This is a genomic window from Amycolatopsis sp. NPDC058340, from assembly GCF_042723975.1.
In the GTDB taxonomy this organism is placed as follows: Bacteria; Actinomycetota; Actinomycetes; order Mycobacteriales; family Pseudonocardiaceae; genus Amycolatopsis.
The window spans coordinates 1-18,511 of sequence record NZ_JBHXIB010000054.1 but is presented as its reverse complement, the minus strand read 5'-3'; the positions used below and the strand labels follow the sequence as shown (position 1 = coordinate 18,511).

General features: G+C 68.2%; 14 protein-coding genes. 6 read left to right on the top strand and 8 right to left on the bottom strand.

The genetic code is table 11. The features are described from left to right. Positions 1–426: 426 nt before the first annotated feature. Positions 427–3,414, top strand: a complete 2,988-nt coding sequence (locus ACFWIW_RS35565; RefSeq protein WP_378372477.1) for a PQQ-dependent sugar dehydrogenase — start codon at positions 427–429, stop codon at positions 3,412–3,414. Between the two features lie 46 nt (positions 3,415–3,460). Here ACFWIW_RS35565 and ACFWIW_RS35560 read toward each other — a convergent pair whose 3' ends face one another. From ACFWIW_RS35560 to ACFWIW_RS35540, 5 genes are all read right to left on the bottom strand, one after another. Further along, positions 3,461–4,267: an ABC transporter permease gene (locus ACFWIW_RS35560; RefSeq protein WP_037331945.1), complete on the bottom strand. Its 807-nt coding sequence runs from the start codon at positions 4,265–4,267 to the stop codon at positions 3,461–3,463. A 9-nt stretch (positions 4,268–4,276) separates the two neighbouring features. Further along, positions 4,277–5,161: an ABC transporter permease gene (locus ACFWIW_RS35555; RefSeq protein ID WP_257488958.1), complete on the bottom strand. Its 885-nt coding sequence runs from the start codon at positions 5,159–5,161 to the stop codon at positions 4,277–4,279. Positions 5,162–5,235: 74 nt separating this feature from the next. Beyond that, positions 5,236–6,441: an ABC transporter substrate-binding protein gene (locus ACFWIW_RS35550; protein ID WP_240595418.1), complete on the bottom strand. Its 1,206-nt coding sequence runs from the start codon at positions 6,439–6,441 to the stop codon at positions 5,236–5,238. A gap of 28 nt (positions 6,442–6,469) precedes the next feature. Next, positions 6,470–7,564: an ABC transporter ATP-binding protein gene (locus ACFWIW_RS35545; protein WP_378372496.1), complete on the bottom strand. Its 1,095-nt coding sequence runs from the start codon at positions 7,562–7,564 to the stop codon at positions 6,470–6,472. Between the two features lie 20 nt (positions 7,565–7,584). After that, on the bottom strand, positions 7,585–9,006 hold the full coding sequence (locus tag ACFWIW_RS35540; RefSeq protein WP_378372476.1) for a gamma-aminobutyraldehyde dehydrogenase: 1,422 nt from the start codon (positions 9,004–9,006) through the stop codon (positions 7,585–7,587). Between the two features lie 158 nt (positions 9,007–9,164). Here ACFWIW_RS35540 and ACFWIW_RS35535 point away from each other — a divergent pair, with 158 nt between their 5' ends. After that, entirely contained in the window at positions 9,165–9,908 is a 744-nt protein-coding gene (locus ACFWIW_RS35535; protein ID WP_378372475.1) for a FadR/GntR family transcriptional regulator, read from the top strand. A 32-nt stretch (positions 9,909–9,940) separates the two neighbouring features. After that, a complete protein-coding gene (locus tag ACFWIW_RS35530) occupies positions 9,941–10,675 on the top strand; it encodes a hypothetical protein (RefSeq protein ID WP_378372474.1) in 735 nt (244 codons plus the stop codon). A gap of 69 nt (positions 10,676–10,744) precedes the next feature. Here ACFWIW_RS35530 and ACFWIW_RS35525 read toward each other — a convergent pair whose 3' ends face one another. Next, positions 10,745–12,211, bottom strand: a complete 1,467-nt coding sequence (locus ACFWIW_RS35525; protein WP_378372473.1) for a PucR family transcriptional regulator — start codon at positions 12,209–12,211, stop codon at positions 10,745–10,747. 109 nt (positions 12,212–12,320) lie between these two features. On the opposite strand from ACFWIW_RS35525, the gene gabT reads away from it, so the two are divergent. Next, positions 12,321–13,652 carry a 4-aminobutyrate--2-oxoglutarate transaminase gene (gene gabT, locus ACFWIW_RS35520; protein ID WP_378372472.1) on the top strand — a complete coding sequence of 444 codons (1,332 nt, stop codon included), beginning with the start codon at positions 12,321–12,323 and terminating at the stop codon, positions 13,650–13,652. Next, positions 13,649–15,079, top strand: coding sequence for an aldehyde dehydrogenase family protein (locus ACFWIW_RS35515; RefSeq protein ID WP_378372471.1), 1,431 nt, complete (start codon positions 13,649–13,651; stop codon positions 15,077–15,079). Before gabT ends, ACFWIW_RS35515 begins: the two co-directional genes overlap by 4 nt. Positions 15,080–15,132: 53 nt before the next feature. Here ACFWIW_RS35515 and ACFWIW_RS35510 read toward each other — a convergent pair whose 3' ends face one another. Then, positions 15,133–15,894, bottom strand: a complete 762-nt coding sequence (locus ACFWIW_RS35510; protein WP_378372470.1) for a helical backbone metal receptor — start codon at positions 15,892–15,894, stop codon at positions 15,133–15,135. Continuing rightward, on the bottom strand, positions 15,891–17,300 hold the full coding sequence (locus ACFWIW_RS35505; protein ID WP_378372495.1) for an RNB domain-containing ribonuclease: 1,410 nt from the start codon (positions 17,298–17,300) through the stop codon (positions 15,891–15,893). Before ACFWIW_RS35505 ends, ACFWIW_RS35510 begins: the two co-directional genes overlap by 4 nt. A 134-nt stretch (positions 17,301–17,434) precedes the next feature. Between ACFWIW_RS35505 and ACFWIW_RS35500 the strand changes: the two genes are divergently transcribed. After that, positions 17,435–18,400: an AAA family ATPase gene (locus ACFWIW_RS35500; protein WP_378372469.1), complete on the top strand. Its 966-nt coding sequence runs from the start codon at positions 17,435–17,437 to the stop codon at positions 18,398–18,400. Positions 18,401–18,511: the final 111 nt, after the last annotated feature.

Genomic DNA, 18,511 nt, shown 5'->3' with positions numbered 1-18,511 from the left:
TCATGACTTCCCCCCTTGGGATGCCCACCCAGGACAGCCCTCGGCTCCTTCACAGGTCGGCGAGTCGATATTGCTGGGGCCCGAGAAGTCCGGCAAGTCCTTTTGCCGATTTTGGGCCGAATGGCCGTGCCTGAATGGACACTCGAACTTGTCCACCAGGGAATCGAACGCTCGTTCGATGTGCAGATTTCGGCGTTAGCCGAAGATGAGGTTTATCACAGGCCGTCGTGGACAGTACGTGATCACACTTTCAGCCGAATGACGCGACCTTGACCAGGCGCTAGCGTCCGGCATGCTCATAGCCAGAAACGAGGGCGCTGGGGGCGGAACGTCGCGTCGCGTTGCAGAATGAGCAACTCGCGATTTTTGTGCGTTCGTGAGCACTTCCGCACATGGCACTCTGCGTATTCGGAGAAAGAAGGTCCAATGCGGACTCGAAGATCCCTGGTCGTCTCCGCGGCCGCCACCGCCCTGTTGGGCACCGTGGTCGTCACGGCACCCGCGGCTCACGCAGCGCCGGTGCTACCCGGAGACTTCGCACTGATCGACACGCCCACCGGCCAGCAGGCCGGAGAACTCACCGACGCAGCCTTCCTTCCGGACGGAAGTGTCCTGAGCACCGGTCGTCTGGGAACCGTCCATCTGACACCACAGGGCGGCCAGCCGACCCAGATCGCGTCACTCCCGGTGTTCACCTCCGGTTCGCTCGGCCTCACCGGAATCGCGGTGGCACCTGACTTCACCACCAGCCGAACGGTCTATACCACCAGGGCGTTGTCGACCGGTACGTCCACTCAGGTGTTCCGCCTCAGTAAATGGCAGGCCGACGGGACGGGTGCACCGACCGGTCTGGCGAACGAAACGCCGCTCATCGAGTTCCCGGTGAACTCCGACAACAAGGGCATCCAGGATGTCGTGGTCGAGCCTTCGGGTGACACGCTCTGGGTCGCGGTGGGTGACAACTCCGCCGTCCGGCCGACAGACGGAGCGACCAAGGACAACGTGGACAAGTTCGCCCTGCGCGCGTCGGATCCGGCCCAGCCGACCGGGAAAGTGCTGCGTATCGACACCAACGGCCAAGGCCTGTCCACGAATCCGTACTACGAGGCGGGATCCTCCCGCTCCTGGCGAAGCCGTAACTACGTCAGCGGGCTGCGTGATCCGCGAATCGCGCTGGACCCTCGAGGCGGGGTGATCGTCACCGACTCCGGATGGGGTGCGCGCCACGAGGTCAACCTCGCGTTCGCCGGGCAGAACCTCAAATGGCCGTGCTGGGAAGGAACCACCAGGGCACCTGGCTATCGCGATCTACCGGAATGCGCCAATGTCGCCAATGCCGGACCACTCGCCGAATCCGTGCACGGAACCGCGGATACCTTGGTCGGCGGAGTCGCTTACACCGGAACCTCCTATCCCGCCATGTACCGGGGAATTCATTTCGTAGCCAACAAGGGTGCACATTCGCTTTCGACCCTTGCCTTCGACTCGAGCGGCCGGGCGACGCAGCAGATCACCGCCCTCGCCACCGATATCGGTGACCCTGTCGCCGTATTGACGGCACCGAACGGCGACATAGTGGTGGCCGACGCCGCTTCCGCCAAGATGCGCAGGCTGAGCTACAAGCCTGCCAACAAGACCCCGGTCGCCGCCTTCACCGCGACGGTCGCTCCGGCGACGAAGACGATCTCGTTCGACGCGAGTGGGTCACATGACCCGGACCTCGAGTCCCTCGGCTACCAGTGGTCCTTCGGTGACGGTGCCACCGGCAGCGGTCGCACGACGGAACACACGTACTCGGCTGCAGAGCCGGTGACGGTCACACTGACGGTGAGCGATCCCCACGGCGCTGTGGCGAACTACAGTCAGACCTTCTTGCCCGGCGAGGCCGGTCCCACCGTCTCATTGACGACTCCCGGCGACGCGACCGTCTTCTCCGCGGGGGAATCGGTGCACCTCGCCGCGTCGGCGAACGATGACACAGATGGGCCGCTCACCGTCGCCTGGCGAGCCGACCGGCTGCACTGCCCCCGAAGCAGCACGTGTGAAGTCAACTCCCTGCGGACGGGTACCGGTCCGACCTTCTCGTTCCTCTTCCCCTCGGAGACCGACACCCAGGTCGTGGTGACGGCGACGGCGGTGAACGGCCGCAACGTGGCCGCGGGACAGCGGTACATCGTGAACCCGCGGACCGCCCGGTTCAGCGTCGCGGGCAGCCGGCCGGCGCGGATCAAGATCGGGGCGCACGAAGACACGAACCGGCTGGTGACCGTGGGCGCTGCCATCCAGGTAGCCGCCCCGACAACGTCGCTCGACCGAGCGAACTTCACCAAGTGGGCCGACAACCAGAGCACGGACCCGACACGGCAGATCGTCATGCCCGCGAGCGGTCTGGCCCTCCGCGCGGACTACCAGACCCCCATCCAGAAGCGTTACGCGGACGAGGCCCCTCTCCGGACGCTTGTGGGCGCTCCGGTAGGGCTGGAGCTCATAGAAGGCGACGGCCATTGGCAGCAGTACGCTTCCGGCCGTCTGTATTGGACGGAGCTGTACGGCGTCAAAACCGTCGCCGGGGAGATCCTGACCAAGTACGTCACGCTCGGGGCGCACGCGTTCCTGGGGTCGCCGAAGACCGACGAACTCGTGGCCAGAGCGAACAATGGCCGCTACAACGACTTCGTGGGCGGGCCGCTCACCGGTGACGCGTCGATCTACTGGACCTCGAGCATCGGGGCCATGGCGATCCACGGTGAGATCCGGGCGAAGTGGCAGGCGACCAACGGCGAGGCCGGGCCGCTCGGCTTCCCGACCACCGACCAGCTGACGACACCGGACGGGATCGGCCGCGTCAACCACTTCAACAACAACAACGCCTCGATCTACTGGACCGCGGCGACCGGCGCGCATTACGTGATGGGCCGGATCTGGCAGAAGTGGCGTTCACTGGGCTGGGAGGTGTTCTTCGGCTACCCGACAACCGACGAGGTGGCTACGCCGGACGGCGTCGGCCGGTACACCCACTTCAGCGGGAACGGTTCGATCTATTGGTCACCATCGACCGATGCCTTCGAAGTACACGGATATATCCGCGACCGCTTCGCGGCGACCGGCTGGCAAACCGGTGTCGGCTACCCGATCACCGACGAAACCTGGACGCCGGGCAGTAAGGGTAAGTACAACCACTTCCGCCACGGCGGCTTTGATCACTCGATCTACTGGCGTGCGGGAACGAACGTCGCTTGGGAGGTCAAGGGGATGATCCGGCTGCGCTGGCGGGATCTCGGCTGGGAAACGTCGTATCTCGGCTTCCCCACCAGCGGTGAATACAGGACGCCGACCGGTTACCGCAGCGACTTCCAGTACGGCTACATCACCTACAACGGATCGACGGGAGCGATCGAAGACCGTCGTTACTGAGTGAAAACGCCGGTGCGGCCCCGCGAGGAGTCGCACCGGCGTTGCCCTACAGCCGTCCGCCCGAAGTGGTGTCGCCGGAAAGCCGTTGCGCCAGATAGACCGGCACCGTCGAGGCCAGGATCAGCACCGCCGCCACGACGTTGACGATCGGGGCCTGGTTCGGCCGGAACAGGTTGTTCAGGATCCAGATCGGCAGGGTCTCCAGGCCGGTCCCGAGGGTGAACGTCGTGACGATGATTTCGTCGAACGACAGCGCGAAGGCGAGCAGGCCGCCGGCCAGCAGGGCCGAACGCAGCATCGGGAAGGTCACCAGCCGGAACGTCGTGAGCCCGTCGGCGCCGAGGTCCATCGACGCCTCTTCGAGGTTGCCGCCCATGCGCCGCAGGCGGGCGACGACGTTGTTGAACACCACCACGATGCAGAACGTCGCGTGCGCGACGATCGCGGTGAACAGGCCGAGGTCGATGCCGAGGATCGTGCGGAAGGCGTTGTTCAGCGCGATACCGGTGACGATTCCGGGCAGCGCGATCGGCAGGATGATCAGCAGCGACACCTGGTTGCGGCCGAAGAAGCGGTACTTCTGCAGTGCGAAGGCCGCCATCGTGCCGAGTACCAAGGCGATCGCGGTGGCCGCGAGTCCTGCTTGGACACTCGTGCCGAGCGCGTTCAGGGCGCCTTCGTTCTCCGCGGCCCGGCTCCACCATTCGAGGGTGAAGCTGGACGGCGGCCAGCCGAAGGTGGTGTCCGCGTTGAAGGAATTGAGCAGGACCACCAGCAGCGGGAAATAGATGACGCCGAGGCCGAGCACGAGCGCCGCGAGCAAAAGATATTTGGTCGTCCGGGAAAGCCGCATCGCGCGCTCCTACAGGTTGTCTAGCGCGCCCGTGCGGCGCACGGCGGCGAGGTAGGCGAGCATGATCACCACGGGCACGGTCGCGACGGTCGCCGCGAACGGGAGGTTGTTGGCCGCGCCGATGTTGTCGTAGACGACGTTGCCGAGCATCTGCGACGTGCCGCCGACGATCTTCACCGCGATGTAGTCGCCCAGCGACAACGAAAACGTGAAGATCGAGCCCGCGACGACGGCCGGGAACGTCACCGGCAGCACCACCGAGCGGAACGTCCGGAACGGCCGGGCGCCGAGGTCGCCCGAGGCGTCCACCAAGGAGTTCGGCAACCGTTCCAGGCCCGCGTAGATCGGCAGGATCATGTACGGCAGCCAGAGATACGACAACGTGATCACGGTCGCGAGCACGCCGTAGCCGGGTGTATCCAGGCCGAACGGGTTGAGCAGCCAGTGCAGGACCCCGTTGCCGGACAACATGGTCCGCCACGCGTAGGCCTTCACCAGGTAGCTCGCCCACAACGGCGTCATGACGGCGATCACCAGGAGCCGCCGCGCCCTCGGCGAGGCGAATTTGGCCATGTAGAACGCCATCGGGAAGGCGATGATCGCGGTGACCACCGTGACCAGCGCGGCGATCCCGACCGTCCGGAGGGTGATCGTGCGGTACACCGCGTCGCTGAACAGAGTGACGAAGTTGTTCAGCGACCACTCGGTCACGACCTGGCCGGTGAAGACGTCGGTGCTCCAGAACGCGGTCACGAACAGCGCCGCCAGCGCGCCGAGGTAGGCGAGGCCGAGCCACAGCATCGGCGCGGAGAGCAGGATCCCCAGTCGCAGCCTGGGTTTGCGGTACAGGAAGGCGGAGGTTCTCCGCCTTGGCGAATCGAGAGTGGTCGTCATCATCTTCCGCCTTGCTGGGACCGGGAGCGGCCGGCGTTGGGGGGCACCACCGGCCGCTCCCGGAGTTCGGGAGGTCAGCCCTTGATCTCGGTCCAGGCGCGGGTCCACTCGCCGTAGTCCTTGCACTTGACGTCGGTGCGGCCGTCGAGGCACTGCGCGATCGGCGTCGTCCAGTACTGGATCTTCGAGGCGTACGCGGCGTCACCGGCGTGGAAGGTCTCGCAGTGCGCCTTGTTCTTGGTTTCGGCGCACGCCTTGGGGTTCGAGGGCGATTCACCGAAGTACTCGGCCACCTGAGCGTTCGCCTTCGGGCTGACGATGTGGTTCAGCCACTTGTAGGAGCACGTCTTGTGCGGCGACTTCGCGCCCACCATCCAGGTGTCCGACCAGCCCGTCGCGCCTTCGGACGGCAGCACGGATTCGACCGGCGCGCCCTCGCTCTTGGTCAGGTTCACCGTCACCTGCCAGGCGGTGCCGACGACGGCGTCACCGCTCTTGAGCGCCTGGCTCTCCTTCAGGTAGTCCGACCAGTACTCCGCCACCATCGGGCGCTGCTGCTTGAGCAGGTCCACCGCGGCCTGGAACTGCTTGTCGTCCAAGGCGTACGGGTTCTTGATGCCGAGTTCGGGTTTGTGCGTCTGCAGGTACAGCGCGGCGTCGGCGATGTAGATCGGCGAGTCGTAGGCGGTGATCTTGCCCTTGTACGGGCTGTTCGCGTCGAACATGACCGACCACGACGTCGGCGCCGGGTTCACCTTGTCGGTGCGCCAGGTGAGCAGGTTCGCGCCCCAGCCGTGCGGAACGCCGTAGGACACGTTGTTGACGCTGTTCCACGGACGGTTCTTGAGGAAGTCGAAGACGTCGGCGTAGTTCGGCACGAGCGCGGTGTTCACCGGTTCGACGTCGCCGGACGCGATGAGCCGCAGCGAAGCGTCACCGGAGGCGGAGATGACGTCGTACTGTCCGGTCTTCATCAGGCTCACGGCCTCGTCGGAGGTGCCGAACGCCTTGACGTTGACCTTGCAGCCGGTCTCCTTCTCGAAGCCGGTGACCCAGTCGACGGCCGGGTCGTTGGAGCCGTTCTCCGCGTAGCCGGGCCAGGCCAGCACGTTGACCTGGCCTTCCGGCTGGCCGAGCTGCGCGAGCGCGTCGAGCTTCGGCGGGGTGAAGCCCTGTCCGCCGGGCGCGGCCGCGGTCGAACTGGATCCGGACGTTCCGCAGGCGGCCACGAGCAGGCCGGCGCCGAGCAGGCCGGCGAGCGCGAGTTTCCTGTTCTTCATTGAACAACCTTTCGGTACAGGGGGAGAACTAACCGGCTTCGGGGACGCGGAAGCTGTGTTCGTGCCGCCAGCTCAGGCGGACCCGGCCGCCTTCGAAGTCCGCGGGTTCGGCGGTGTTCTGCCGGACCACGGAGAGCTGGCCACCGGCGTCGAGGGTGACCTCGTAGCGCACGGTCGCGCCGGCGTAGACGGTTTCGGTGACGGTGCCGGTGGCGCTGGTCTCGCCGACCTCGGCGGATTTCGAGAGATCGGCGTCGATGCGGATCTTCTCGGGACGGATGCTGAACACGCCGGGTTTGCCGATGATGTTCTCGGCGCCGCCGCCGCTGAGCAGGTTCGAGGTGCCGACGAAACCGGCGACGAACGCCGACGCGGGCCGTTCGTAGACCTCGACCGGTGAGCCGACCTGTTCGATGCGGCCGGCGTTGAACACCGCGATGCGGTCGCTCATCGTCAACGCCTCGTCCTGGTCGTGGGTGACGAAGATGAAGGTGATCCCGACCTCGCGCTGGATCTGCTTCAGCTCGCTCTGCATGGTGTGGCGCAGTTTCAGGTCGAGCGCGCCGAGCGGTTCGTCGAGCAGGAGCACCTTGGGCCGGTTGACCAGTGCTCGCGCGAGGGCGACCCGCTGCCGCTGGCCGCCGGAGAGCTGGTCGGGTTTGCGCTCCCCGAACTCCCCGAGCCGGACGGTGTCGAGGGCTTCCTTCGCGCGTTGACGGCGCTCCGCGCGGGGCACGCGTTTCACCCGGAGGCCGTACTCGACGTTCTGCTGGACGGTCATGTGCGGGAAGAGCGCGTAGTCCTGGAAGACGGTGTTCACGTCGCGGTCGAAGGGGGCGAGGCGGCTGACGTCGCGGCCGTGCAGTTCGATCGTGCCCGCCGTCGGGAGTTCGAAGCCGGCGATCATGCGGAGCACGGTCGTCTTGCCGGAGCCGGACGGGCCGAGCATCGAGAAGAACTCGCCGGGCGGGATGTCGAGGTCGACGCCGTCGACCGCGTGCACCTGGCCGAATTCCTTGCGCAGGCCGCGCAGCCGGATGGCCGGAATGCCGCCTCCACCTGCGGAAGTGGTAGCAAAGGTCCCTTGCTCCCCCGCGGCGGCGGTGGGCGCTTGATGAGGCATGGCGTGCCTTTCGGTGGTCGTCACAGCGCACTCATCACGTGCTTGACGCGGGTGTAGTCCTCGAGGCCGTAGAGCGAGAGGTCCTTGCCGTAGCCGGACTTCTTGAAGCCGCCGTGCGGCATCTCGGCGACCAGCGGGATATGCGTGTTGATCCACACGCAGCCGAAGTCGAGCTTTCGGGCCAGCCGCATCGCCCGCTGGTGGTCGGTGGTCCACACCGACGACGCGAGCGCGTACTCGACGCCGTTGGCCGCGGCGAGCGCGTCGGCTTCGGTCTCGAAGCGCTGCACGGTGATGACCGGGCCGAAGATCTCCGTCTGGCTGATCTCGTCGTCCTGGCGGACGCCGGAGATCACCGTCGGTTCGTAGAAGTAGCCCTCGTCCCCCTGCCGCTTGCCTCCACAGTGGACTACCGCGTGTGCGGGCAGGCGGTCGACGAACCCGGCGACCCGTTCGAGTTGCGCGGCGTTGTTGAGGGGGCCGTAGGTGACCGACGTGTCGTCGGGCTTGCCGGTGGTGGTCGCCCGTGCCTGCCGAGTGAGAGCCTCGACGAAGGTGTCGTGGACTTCGTCGGCGACCAGGACACGCGTCGCCGCCGTACAGTCCTGGCCCGCGTTGAAGTACCCGGCGGCCGCGATACCTTCAGCGGCCGCTTCGATGTCCGCGTCGGCGAAGACGAGTACGGGTGCTTTACCGCCGAGCTCCAGGTGTACGCGCTTCACGTCCTTCGCGGCCGAAGCGGCCACTTCGATCCCTGCCCGTACGGAGCCGGTGATGGACACCATCGCGGGGATCTCGTGCTCGACGAGCGCCCGCCCGGTGTCGCGGTCGCCGCAGACCACGTTGAACACGCCGGGCGGCAGGAATCCGGCGCAGATCTCGGCGAGGAGCAGGGTCGACGCGGGCGTGGTGTCGGCCGGTTTGAGCACCACCGTGTTCCCCGCGGCGAGCGCGGGCGCGATCTTCCAGACCGCCATGAGGAGCGGATAGTTCCACGGCGTAACCTGCGCGCACACGCCGATCGGTTCGCGGCGGACGAAAGAGGTATGTCCTTCCATGTACTCGCCCGCCGACCGTCCTTCGAGGACACGCGCGGCCCCCGCGAAGAACCGCAACTGGTCGACGATCATCGGCAGTTCTTCGGCCGCGGTGAGCGCGACCGGCTTGCCGGTGTTCGCCGATTCGGCGAGCACGAGTTCGTCCGCGCGCGCTTCGACGGCGTCCGCGATCTTGAGCAGCGCGAGCTGGCGCTGCGCGGGCGTGGTGTCACGCCAGGTTTCGAAGGCGGCGGCCGCGACCTTGAGCGCGCGATCGACGTCTTCGGGGCCGGCGACGGCGGCGGTGCGATACGGGCGGCCGGTGACGGGATCGACGACGTCGGCGACCTGGCCCGACGCGGATCCGGTGTACTCACCGCCGATGAAGTGCTTCAACTGCTGCACGAGACCTCCAGGGGCCTGGTGGCGTGAGGTGGTAGCAAAGGTCCCTTGCTCCCTTGTGGGGCGGCGAGGTCGCTAAAACATATAAGTCCAGATGTTAAATGACAAGACGATGGGGCAAGATTGCTTCCATCGGGTAGCGGTACGGGTGAAGGGCCACCATGCGTAAGGGGATGTCGCACAGCGCGCGATCAGCGATGTTCGCTCCGCTCGACCAGATCGGCCGGGCGGAAGCGGTCACCGCGCGGCTGGTCGACGCCATCACGCTCGGGCTGCTGGCCGATTCGGAGCAGCTGCCGAGCGAAGCCGAGCTGGCCGCCCAGTTCGGCGTCTCCACGGTGACGGTTCGCGAAGCGCTTGTGGCCTTGCGACAGCAGGGCCTTGTCGAGACCCGACGCGGCCGAGGCGGCGGAAGCTTCGTGAAGACGCCTGCCAACCCTTCGGCCGCTTCGTGGCGAGAGCGCCTTCGCACGGTTTCGCTGTCCGATCTTCGCGACGTCGGCGACCACTACCTCGCCATCGCGGGCGCCGCGGCCAAACTCGCCGCCGAGCGGAGCTCGCCCGAGGACATCGAGCGGCTCGAACTCGCGACCGAGGACATCCGCACCGCCACCGGCGCGGAAGCGTCGCGCGCCGAGCGACAGTTCCATCTCGAAGTCGCCGCGGCCGCTCAATCGCCGCGGCTGACCAGGGAGGAAGTGCAGTTGCAGAGCGAACGCGGCGGATTGCTGTGGCTGCCGCTCGAGCCGCACGGCACCCGCGAGAACGCCTACGCCGAACACCGCGCGATCGCCGCCGCCATCGCACAGGGCGACGGCGAGCTGGCCAGGAAGCTCACCGAGGAGCACATCCTCGAAGCGATAGACCGGCTGGCGGACGTGCATTTAGACCTTCTGGCCCCTTAAGCTGCGACATCCGCGCATCAGAGGTGAGCATCGTGAACGACACACCGTCCGCCGGTTCCGAGGTCGTCGAACAGGTATCCGCCCTGGTCGAGGACGTCTTCGGCAGGCTGAAGCCGGTACTGGCCGGCGCCGAGGGGCTCTTGGCCGCATCCGCCGATGCCACCGCGGAAGACCTGACCCGTCTCCGGCCGCAGGTCTTCGAGGTCCTCGGCGGCCTGGTCGTCGGCGCCGGGTTCATCAGCGCGCCGAACGCGTTGGCGGATCAGGAATTCGGCTTCGAATGGTGGACCGAAACCGGGGACGCCGAGCCGGCGCAACTGGTCATCAGCCTCGATCCGGACAGCGAGAACTTCCTGGACTACACCCGGCAATCGTGGTTCACCGTCCCGCGTGACACGGGCCGCCGCCATATCAACGGCCCGTACGTCGACTACCTCTGCACCGACGAGTACACGCTGACCTTCACCGTCCCCGTCCAGCGCGACGGGGCTTTCGCGGGAGTCGTCGGCGCGGACATCTACGTGCGCGAGGTCGAGCGCCTGCTGGCACCGAAACTGCGCGCGCTCGGCGGCCGCGCGGCGCTGGTCAACGCCCAGGGCCGCGTGATCGTGTCGAACAACGCGCGGCAGGCGACGGGCTCGCTGGTCCGCGAGGTCGACGTCCCGGCGTGGTGGTCCGCCGGCGCGGAGCCGGTCACGACGGAGACCGGCACGCGGCTCCGGCGCTGCGGGGACTCGCCGATCGCGCTGGTCAGGTCCGAGCGCTGAAGGACGCCATACCCGCGTCAGATGCGGGGAAAGCGCCCTTCACCGCGTCGTACGCGGGGAAAGCGTCCTTCAGCCCCCGCTGACCTGCAGCGCGAGCCAGAATTCGGCGCGCACCCCGGGGGAATCGAGATCGCGGCCGGTCAGTTCGGCGACCTTGCGCATCCGGTTGCGCAAGGTGTGCCGGTGGACGCCGAGCCGCGCGGACGCCAGATCCCAATGACCGTGGTGTTCGAGCCAGCAGGTCAGTGACGCGACGAGTTCACCTCTGCCGGTTTCGTCATGTTGCCGCAACGGCGCCAGCAGGCTGTCCGAAAACGCCTGCGCCGCTTGGGAATCGACGATCTCCAGGAAACCACGACCGGCGTGTTCGGCGAACCGGACCAGCGGGGACCGCTCGGCTTTCGCCGCTTCCGCAGCCTGTTTCGCCTGCCGCAGCCCCACCGGGAAGTCCACAGTGGACACCGGTTCGGACAGTCCGGCGTGCAGGCCGCCGATCCGGGAAGCGTGCCGCGCGACCGCCTCCACGTCGCCGAAAGCGAGCACGAACGCCCCGGACTCGCCGAAGAACACCTTCTCCCCCGGCACTTCGGCGTCGAGCGCGTCGGCGAGCGACCGGCGCGCGCTCGCGGGACCGGCGACGGACAGCACGGACCACGGCGCTTCCGGGACACCGCCCCAAAGCGACTTCATCGTCCGCGTGGCGAGCTCGGCGTGCCCGGCGGCGAGCAGGTCACACAGTCCCGACCTCAGCCGCCGCAGCGCCCCGCTGTGCTCGCGGTTCTGTTCCAGGGCAAGGGAAAGCAGAGACACCGCGGTATTGACGATATGCTGTCCCGCGGCGTCGAGCGGCTCACGCGTGCCGACGGCGAGCACACCCCGGGCACGCGTGTCGAGCGTCTGCAGGACGACCTCGAACTCCCCCGCCACCGTCACCAGTGTGCCCGCGCGCAGCCGGGCGAAATCGTCCCGGAGTTCGTCGGCGAAGGGCCTCGCGGATGGCGAAGCCTCAGTGACCGCACCTGACGAGTCGAGCAGGAGCACCCAGCCGTCGATCAGTTTCGCCAGTTTCCGCACCACCCCGCCGGGGCCGCCTTTGCCGACGGCGGTCCTGGTCAGCTCCTGCTGCCCCTTGCCGGTGCGCACGAGCGACGCGTACTCGTCCGCGGCGACCGCACGTGAAACCGCGCGGGTGATCGCGATGAACGGCGTCTTCCTCGGCACTTCCAGCACCGGGAGCCCCACCTCTTCGGCAGTGTCCACAAGGGACTGAGGGATGCTTTCGTGACTGAGGCCGACTCCGAAACCGAGCCCGGCCACGCCCGCGTCGACCAGCCGCCGGATGTACCCGGGCGACGTGGTCTCATCGAGCGCGAGGCCGGTGGTCAGCAGCAGCTCGCCCCCTTCGAGGAAGGCCTGCGGATCGGTCAGTTCGGTGGGATGGACCCAGCCGATCGCCCGGTCGAGCGCCGCCTCCGCCGCGCGTACCCGCAGGCCGAGCGGTCGTTCGGCCACGAGGGCGGCGAGGGTCAGTGCCATGTTGTCCAACTCTACGCCTCGATATCGACAAGATGTCGAGCTGACGCCGGCCGAGCCGGCTCCCATTCTGGAGGGCGACCCCGTCCCTCGCGTCCGCAGGAGTCTGGCCGTGACCGTCACCACCGAAACCCAGCGCAGGCTGCGCACCGAGATCCCCGGCCCCGCCTCGCGCGCCCTGCAGGAGCGACGCGCCGCCGTGGTCGCCGCGGGCGTGAGTTCGGTGCTGCCGGTCTACGTCACCTCGGCCGAAGGCGGCCTGCTCACCGACGCCGACGGCAACGTCCTGATCGACTTCGGCTCCGGTATCGCGGTGACCAACGTCGGCCACGCCGCCCCCGCCGTCGTGGACCGCGTCCGCGAGCAGGCAGGCCGGTTCACGCACACGTGCTTCATGGTCACGCCGTACGAGGGCTACGTCGAGGTGTGCGAAGCACTCGACAAGCTGACGCCGGGCACCCACGAGAAGCGTTCGGTGCTGTTCAACTCCGGCGCCGAAGCCGTCGAGAACGCGGTGAAGATCGCCCGCGCCGCGACCGGCCGCCAGGCGGTCGTCGTGTTCGACCACGCGTACCACGGCCGCACCAACCTGACGATGGCGCTGACCGCGAAGTCCATCCCCTACAAGCACGGTTTCGGCCCGTTCGCGCCCGAGGTCTACCGGGTGCCGGGGTCGTACCCGTACCGCGACGGACTGTCCGGTCCCGAGGCCGCCCGGATCGCCATCGACCGGATCGAGAAGCAGATCGGCGGCGACCAGGTCGCGGCCGTCGTCCTGGAGCCGGTGCAGGGTGAAGGTGGCTTCATCGAGCCCGCCCCCGGTTTCCTGCCCGCGCTTTCCCGCTGGTGCACCGAGAACGGCGTCGTCTTCGTCGCCGACGAGGTGCAGACCGGTTTCTGTCGCACCGGCGAGTGGTTCGCGTCCACGCACGAAGACGTCGTGCCCGACCTGATCGCGACCGCGAAGGGAATCGCGGGCGGACTGCCCCTGGCAGCCGTCACCGGCCGCGCGGAACTGCTCGACGCCGTCCCGCCGGGCGGCCTCGGCGGCACCTACGGCGGTAACCCGATCGCGTGTGCCGCGGCGCTCGGCTCGATCGAGATCATGCGTCAGGAGAACCTCGCGGCGTCGGCGAAGCGCATCGAAAACACGGTCCTGCCGCGGCTGCGCGCGCTGGCCGAGGAGACCGGCGTGATCGGCGACGTCCGCGGGCGCGGGGCGATGCTGGCCGCCGAGTTCGTGAAGCCGGGCACCACCGAACCCGACGCCGACCTGACCAAACGCGTCGCGCAGGCCTGCCACCAGGCGGGCGTCGTCGTCCTCACCTGCGGCACCTACGGCAACGTCGTCCGCCTGCTGCCGCCGCTGTCCCTGTCCGCCGAACTGCTCGAAGAGGGCCTGTCGGTCCTGGAGCACGCTGTCCGTACGGAGGCTTCCAAGTGACCACCTTCCCCTTCTGGGTAGCCGGAAAGCCGATCACCAGCGACGAGACCGTCGTCGTCCGCCACTCCTTCGACGGAAGCGAGGCCGGCTCGCACCACGTTCCGTCCACTTCGGACATCGAGACCGCCGTGCAGGCGGCGCACGACGTCCAGGAAGAGTTCGCGACGCTGCCCGCGCACGTCCGGGCGGGCGCGTTGGACCACGTGTCCCGAGTTTTGGGTGAGCGGTCCGAAGAGCTGGCGCAGCTGATCACCGCGGAGTCCGGCAAACCGCTGAAGTGGGCGCGCGGCGAGGTCGGGCGCGCGGCGTCGACGTTCCGCTGGGCCGCCGAGGAGGCCCGCCGGTTCTCCGGTGACCTGCAGCGGCTCGACACCGATCCGGGTGGCACCGGGCGGCTCGCGCTCGTGCGCCGCGTGCCGAAGGGCCCGGTGCTGGGCATCACGCCGTTCAACTTCCCGTTGAACCTGGTGGCGCACAAGGTGGCGCCGGCCATCGCGGTCGGCGCGCCGATCGTGCTCAAGCCCGCGCCCGCGACACCGCTGACCGCTTTGCTGCTCGGCGAGATCCTCGCCGAGACCGAGCTTCCCGCGGGCAGCTGGTCGATCCTCCCGGTGAGCAACGAGGAGTCGGCCAAGCTGGTTTCGGACCCGCGGTTGCCGGTCGTGTCGTTCACCGGCTCCGTGCCGGTGGGCTGGGGAATCCGGGACAGCGTGCCGCGCAAGCATGTCGCCCTCGAACTCGGCGGCAACGCCGCGGTGCTCGTCTGTCCTGATTGGACGGATCTGGACTTCGCGGCGCAGCGGATCGCGACGTTCGCGATGTACCAGGCAGGCCAGTCGTGCATCTCGGTGCAGCGGGTGTACGCGCACGCCGACGTCTACGAGGAGCTTCAGGCGAAGGTGCTGGAGCAGGTGCGCGCGCTCGGGACCGGCAACCCGCGCACGGACGGCGTGGACGTCGGGCCGCTGATCAACACCGACGCCGCTTCCCGGGTGGAATCGTGGATCACGGCGGCCGTCGACGCAGGCGGCGAGCTGCTGACCGGCGGCAAGCGCGACGGGGCGACCGTCGAGCCGACGGTGCTCGCGAACGTGCCGGAGGACGCGTCGGTGATGGCCGACGAGGTCTTCGGGCCGGTCGTGTCGATCACGCGGGTGGAGTCGGTGGAAGACGGCGTGCGCCGGATCAACGACTCGCGTTTCGGCCTACAGGCTGGCGTGTTCACGCGCGACCTGCCGACGGCGTTCGACGTGTCCGCGAAGCTGCGTGTCGGCGGTGTACTCGTCGGTGATGTGCCGAGCTTCCGGGCCGACCAGATGCCCTACGGCGGCGTGAAGGACTCCGGCGTCGGCCGCGAGGGCCCGGCGTCGGCGATGGCCGACTTCACCGAAGAGCGCGTCACCGTCCTGACCGGCCTCACCCTCTGACGACCCGCATTTAGTCCTCTGGATGCGCTGGTTCGCGACGCGAACTACCGCATTCAGAGGACTAAATGCGTGAGGTGGGCGTGCGCTTCGACGAGCGAAGGGCCGTACCAGGTCAAATAGCGCCCGGAGACCAGGACGTGCTTCGCACCGGGAAACGCTTCGGGGCCGTCGTCCGCGGTGAACTCGTAGGGCTCGTCGGGCAACACGAGCAGGTTCGCGTCTCCGGCCGCGAAGCGCGCTTGGAGCTCGTCGAGCTTCGGGCGTGGGTAGCGCTCTTCGTGGTCCGCGTAGACGTTGCCGATCCCGACGCGATGCAGCACGTCGCCGCCGAAGGTGTCCCTGCCGAGCACGATCCACGGCTTCCGCCAGACCGGCACGACGGCACGGAAGCGCTCCGGCAGCGTCTCCCGCCAGATCTCCTCCGCCTCCACCAGCCACTCCGGCTCGGCGAGGTCGTAGGCCTGCGTCAGGATCCGCCGGATCGAGGCGAGCGCGCTGGGCACGGTCGCCGACGCCTCCATCACCCAGACTCCGATTCCGTTGGCGCGTAAGCGTTCCACGTCCTCTGGCCGGTTCTCCTCGGAGTTGGCCAGCACCAGATCCGGTTCGAGTTCGAGCACCTTGTCCACGTTCGGGTACTTCGAGCCGCCCACTCGCGGAACGTCCAGATCGACCGGATGGGTGCAGTAATCCGTGGCGCCCGCGAGCCGTCCCGGCGCACTCACCTCGACGGCCTCGGTCAGCGAGGGCACGAGCGAGACCACCCGCGACGCCGGTTCGCGCAGCGGGACCACTTCGCCGAGGTCGTCGATCATGCCCGCTCGAACGACAGTTTCCGCTTGTCGACGTCCACCGCGGTGAGCCGGACGCGGATCCGCTCGCCTTCCGGCAGTTTTTCGCCCGTGCACTTGGACATCACCGGCGGATCCTCGACGAGGATCTCGGCCTTGGTCTCCTCCGCGCGCAGCACGATCGCGCTGAATTCGCCGCCGATGTGCTCGGCCATCACCCACACCTCGACCTGGTCGATGGTGGCGCGTTCGACCTTGGCCGCCAGCGTGTCGGACGCCGACATCTGCTCCGGCACCTCCGAGAGCGCGGCGCGGACCCACTGGGGAACCTCGCGGCCCGCGCTCACCGCGAGACAGATCTCGGTGGCGAACCGGTCGACCAGCCGCCGGATCGGCGCGGTGACATGGGCGTACGCGCCGCCGATCCCGGCGTGCGTCGTGAGCTCCGGCAGTTCGCCGTCGAACGCGGTGTACCCGGCGCCGCGCAAAAGCCTGGTGGTGTCGGCGAAAAGCGCCATGGACGCGGGCTGGCCGGGGTCGAGCGCGGCCAGGAACTCCGACACGCTCTTGCCTTCGGGCCAGTCGATGTTCAGCGCCTGCGCGGACCGGCCCAGCCATTCGACCGCCTCGGGATCGGGCTGCGGCAGCGTGCGCAGGACACCGATCTTCGCGTCGATCATGATCTTGGCGGCGGCCATGCCGGTGAGCAGCGAGATCTCGGCGTTCCACGCGTCGACGTCGTTGCGCGGCCGCTGGATCAGCGCCCAGCCGCCGTCGGGGTCGCCGCTGATCTCCTGCTCCGGCAGCTGCAGTTCGACCGCGCCGCGCCGGATCGCGAGTTCGCGGCGCAGGCGGCCCAGCTCCGGCAGGGCGGCGACCGAAGGATGCGGGTCGCCCGCGTCGATCGAGGCCTGGACGGTCTCGTAGTCGAACTGTTCGGTGGACCGGACCAGTGCCCGGCGGACCTTGGTCGCCGTCGGCTCGCCGTTCGCGTCGACGTCGATGGTCCACAGCACGGCGGGCCGGGTCTCCCCCGGCAGCAGGCTCGCCGCGCCCTCGGACAGCACCGGCGGATGCAGCGGGACGTTCCCGTCGGGCAGGTACAGCGTCTGCCCGCGGCGGCGTGCCTCCTTGTCGAGCGCGCCACCCGGTGGGATGAAGGCGGCCAGATCGGCGATCGCGTAGTGGACCCGGAAACCGCCGCCGTCGACACGTTCGATCAGCACCGCCTGGTCCAGGTCCTTTGCGCCGGGCGGGTCGATGGTGACGAAGGGCAGACCGGTGGCGTCCTCGCGTTCCCCGGCCGACTCGAGCGGGTCGACGACCGCCGCCTCCGCCTCGGCGAGCACGTCGGGCCCGAACGACTCCGGCAGCGCGAACTCGGCGCGCAGGTGACCGAAGTCCCCTCCGGCCGCGTGTGTCCTGATCACGAGTGGAGGCACCACCCAACCCTATCCCGATCCGGCGCCGTTGATCGCCCGTTCGGGTGCGGGCCGGTCGGGTGTACGTTACGGACCGAAATGAAAACCGATACCCTTTTCAAAACGACAGGAAGGGCCGTGGCGTGAAGATCGCGTTCGTCGGGAAGGGCGGCAGCGGCAAGACCACGCTGGCGTCGCTGTTCACCGCGTACCTGGCAGGCGACGGGAAACCGGTGCTGGCGATCGACGCGGACATCAACCAGCATCTCGCCGTCGCGCTCGGCGCGAGCGAGGAAGAGGCCATCGCGTGGCCGACGCTGGGCGACAACATGGGCCTGATCAAGGAGTACCTGCGCGGCGACAACCCGCGGATCTCCGACGCGGCCTCGATGATCAAGACGACACCGCCGGGGCGCGGGTCGCGGCTGGTCCGCCCATTCGAGGACAACCCGATCTTCGAGGCGTGCTTCCGCGAGTTCGGCGGTGTGCGGCTCGGCGTCACCGGGCAGTTCGACGAGGACGACCTCGGCGTCGCCTGCTACCACTCGAAGGTCGGCGCGGCGGAACTGCTGCTGAACCACATGATCGACGACGCGGGCGAATACGTGGTCATGGACATGACCGCGGGCGCCGACGCGTTCGCGTCCGGGCTGTTCACGCGGTTCGACGTGACGTTCCTGGTGTGCGAGCCGACCGTGCGCAGCGTCGGCGTGTACCGGCAGTACGCCGACTACGCGCGGGACTTCGGGGTCCGGCTGGTCGTCGTGGGCAACAAGGTGACCGAGGACGAGGACATCGAGTTCCTGCGCGAAGAGGTCGGCGACGCCCTGCTCGGCTGGATGGAGAACTCGCGGCACGTCCGCGCCGCCGAACGCGGCCGCGCTCGCCCGATCGGCGAACTCGAGGCGCACAACCTCGCGACGCTGGGATCGATGCTCGCGACCGTCGACGGCGAGCAGCGCGACTGGGCGCGCTATCAGCGGCAGGGCGTCGAGTTCCACCTTCGCAACGCGCGGGCTTGGGGCAGCGGGCGGGCCGGGGAAGACCTCACCGCGCAGGTGGATCCGGAGTTCGTGCTGGGGCCGGCGTTGGCCGGGCAGGACGCCTGACCTGCCGGCGCGGCACGTTGCGAAAGCCACTTTCGCAACGTTGAAGGTTGCGAAAGTGGCTTTCGCAACGTGCGGACCCAGCAGACGCGGTTTGCCTTACCTCCCAATAAG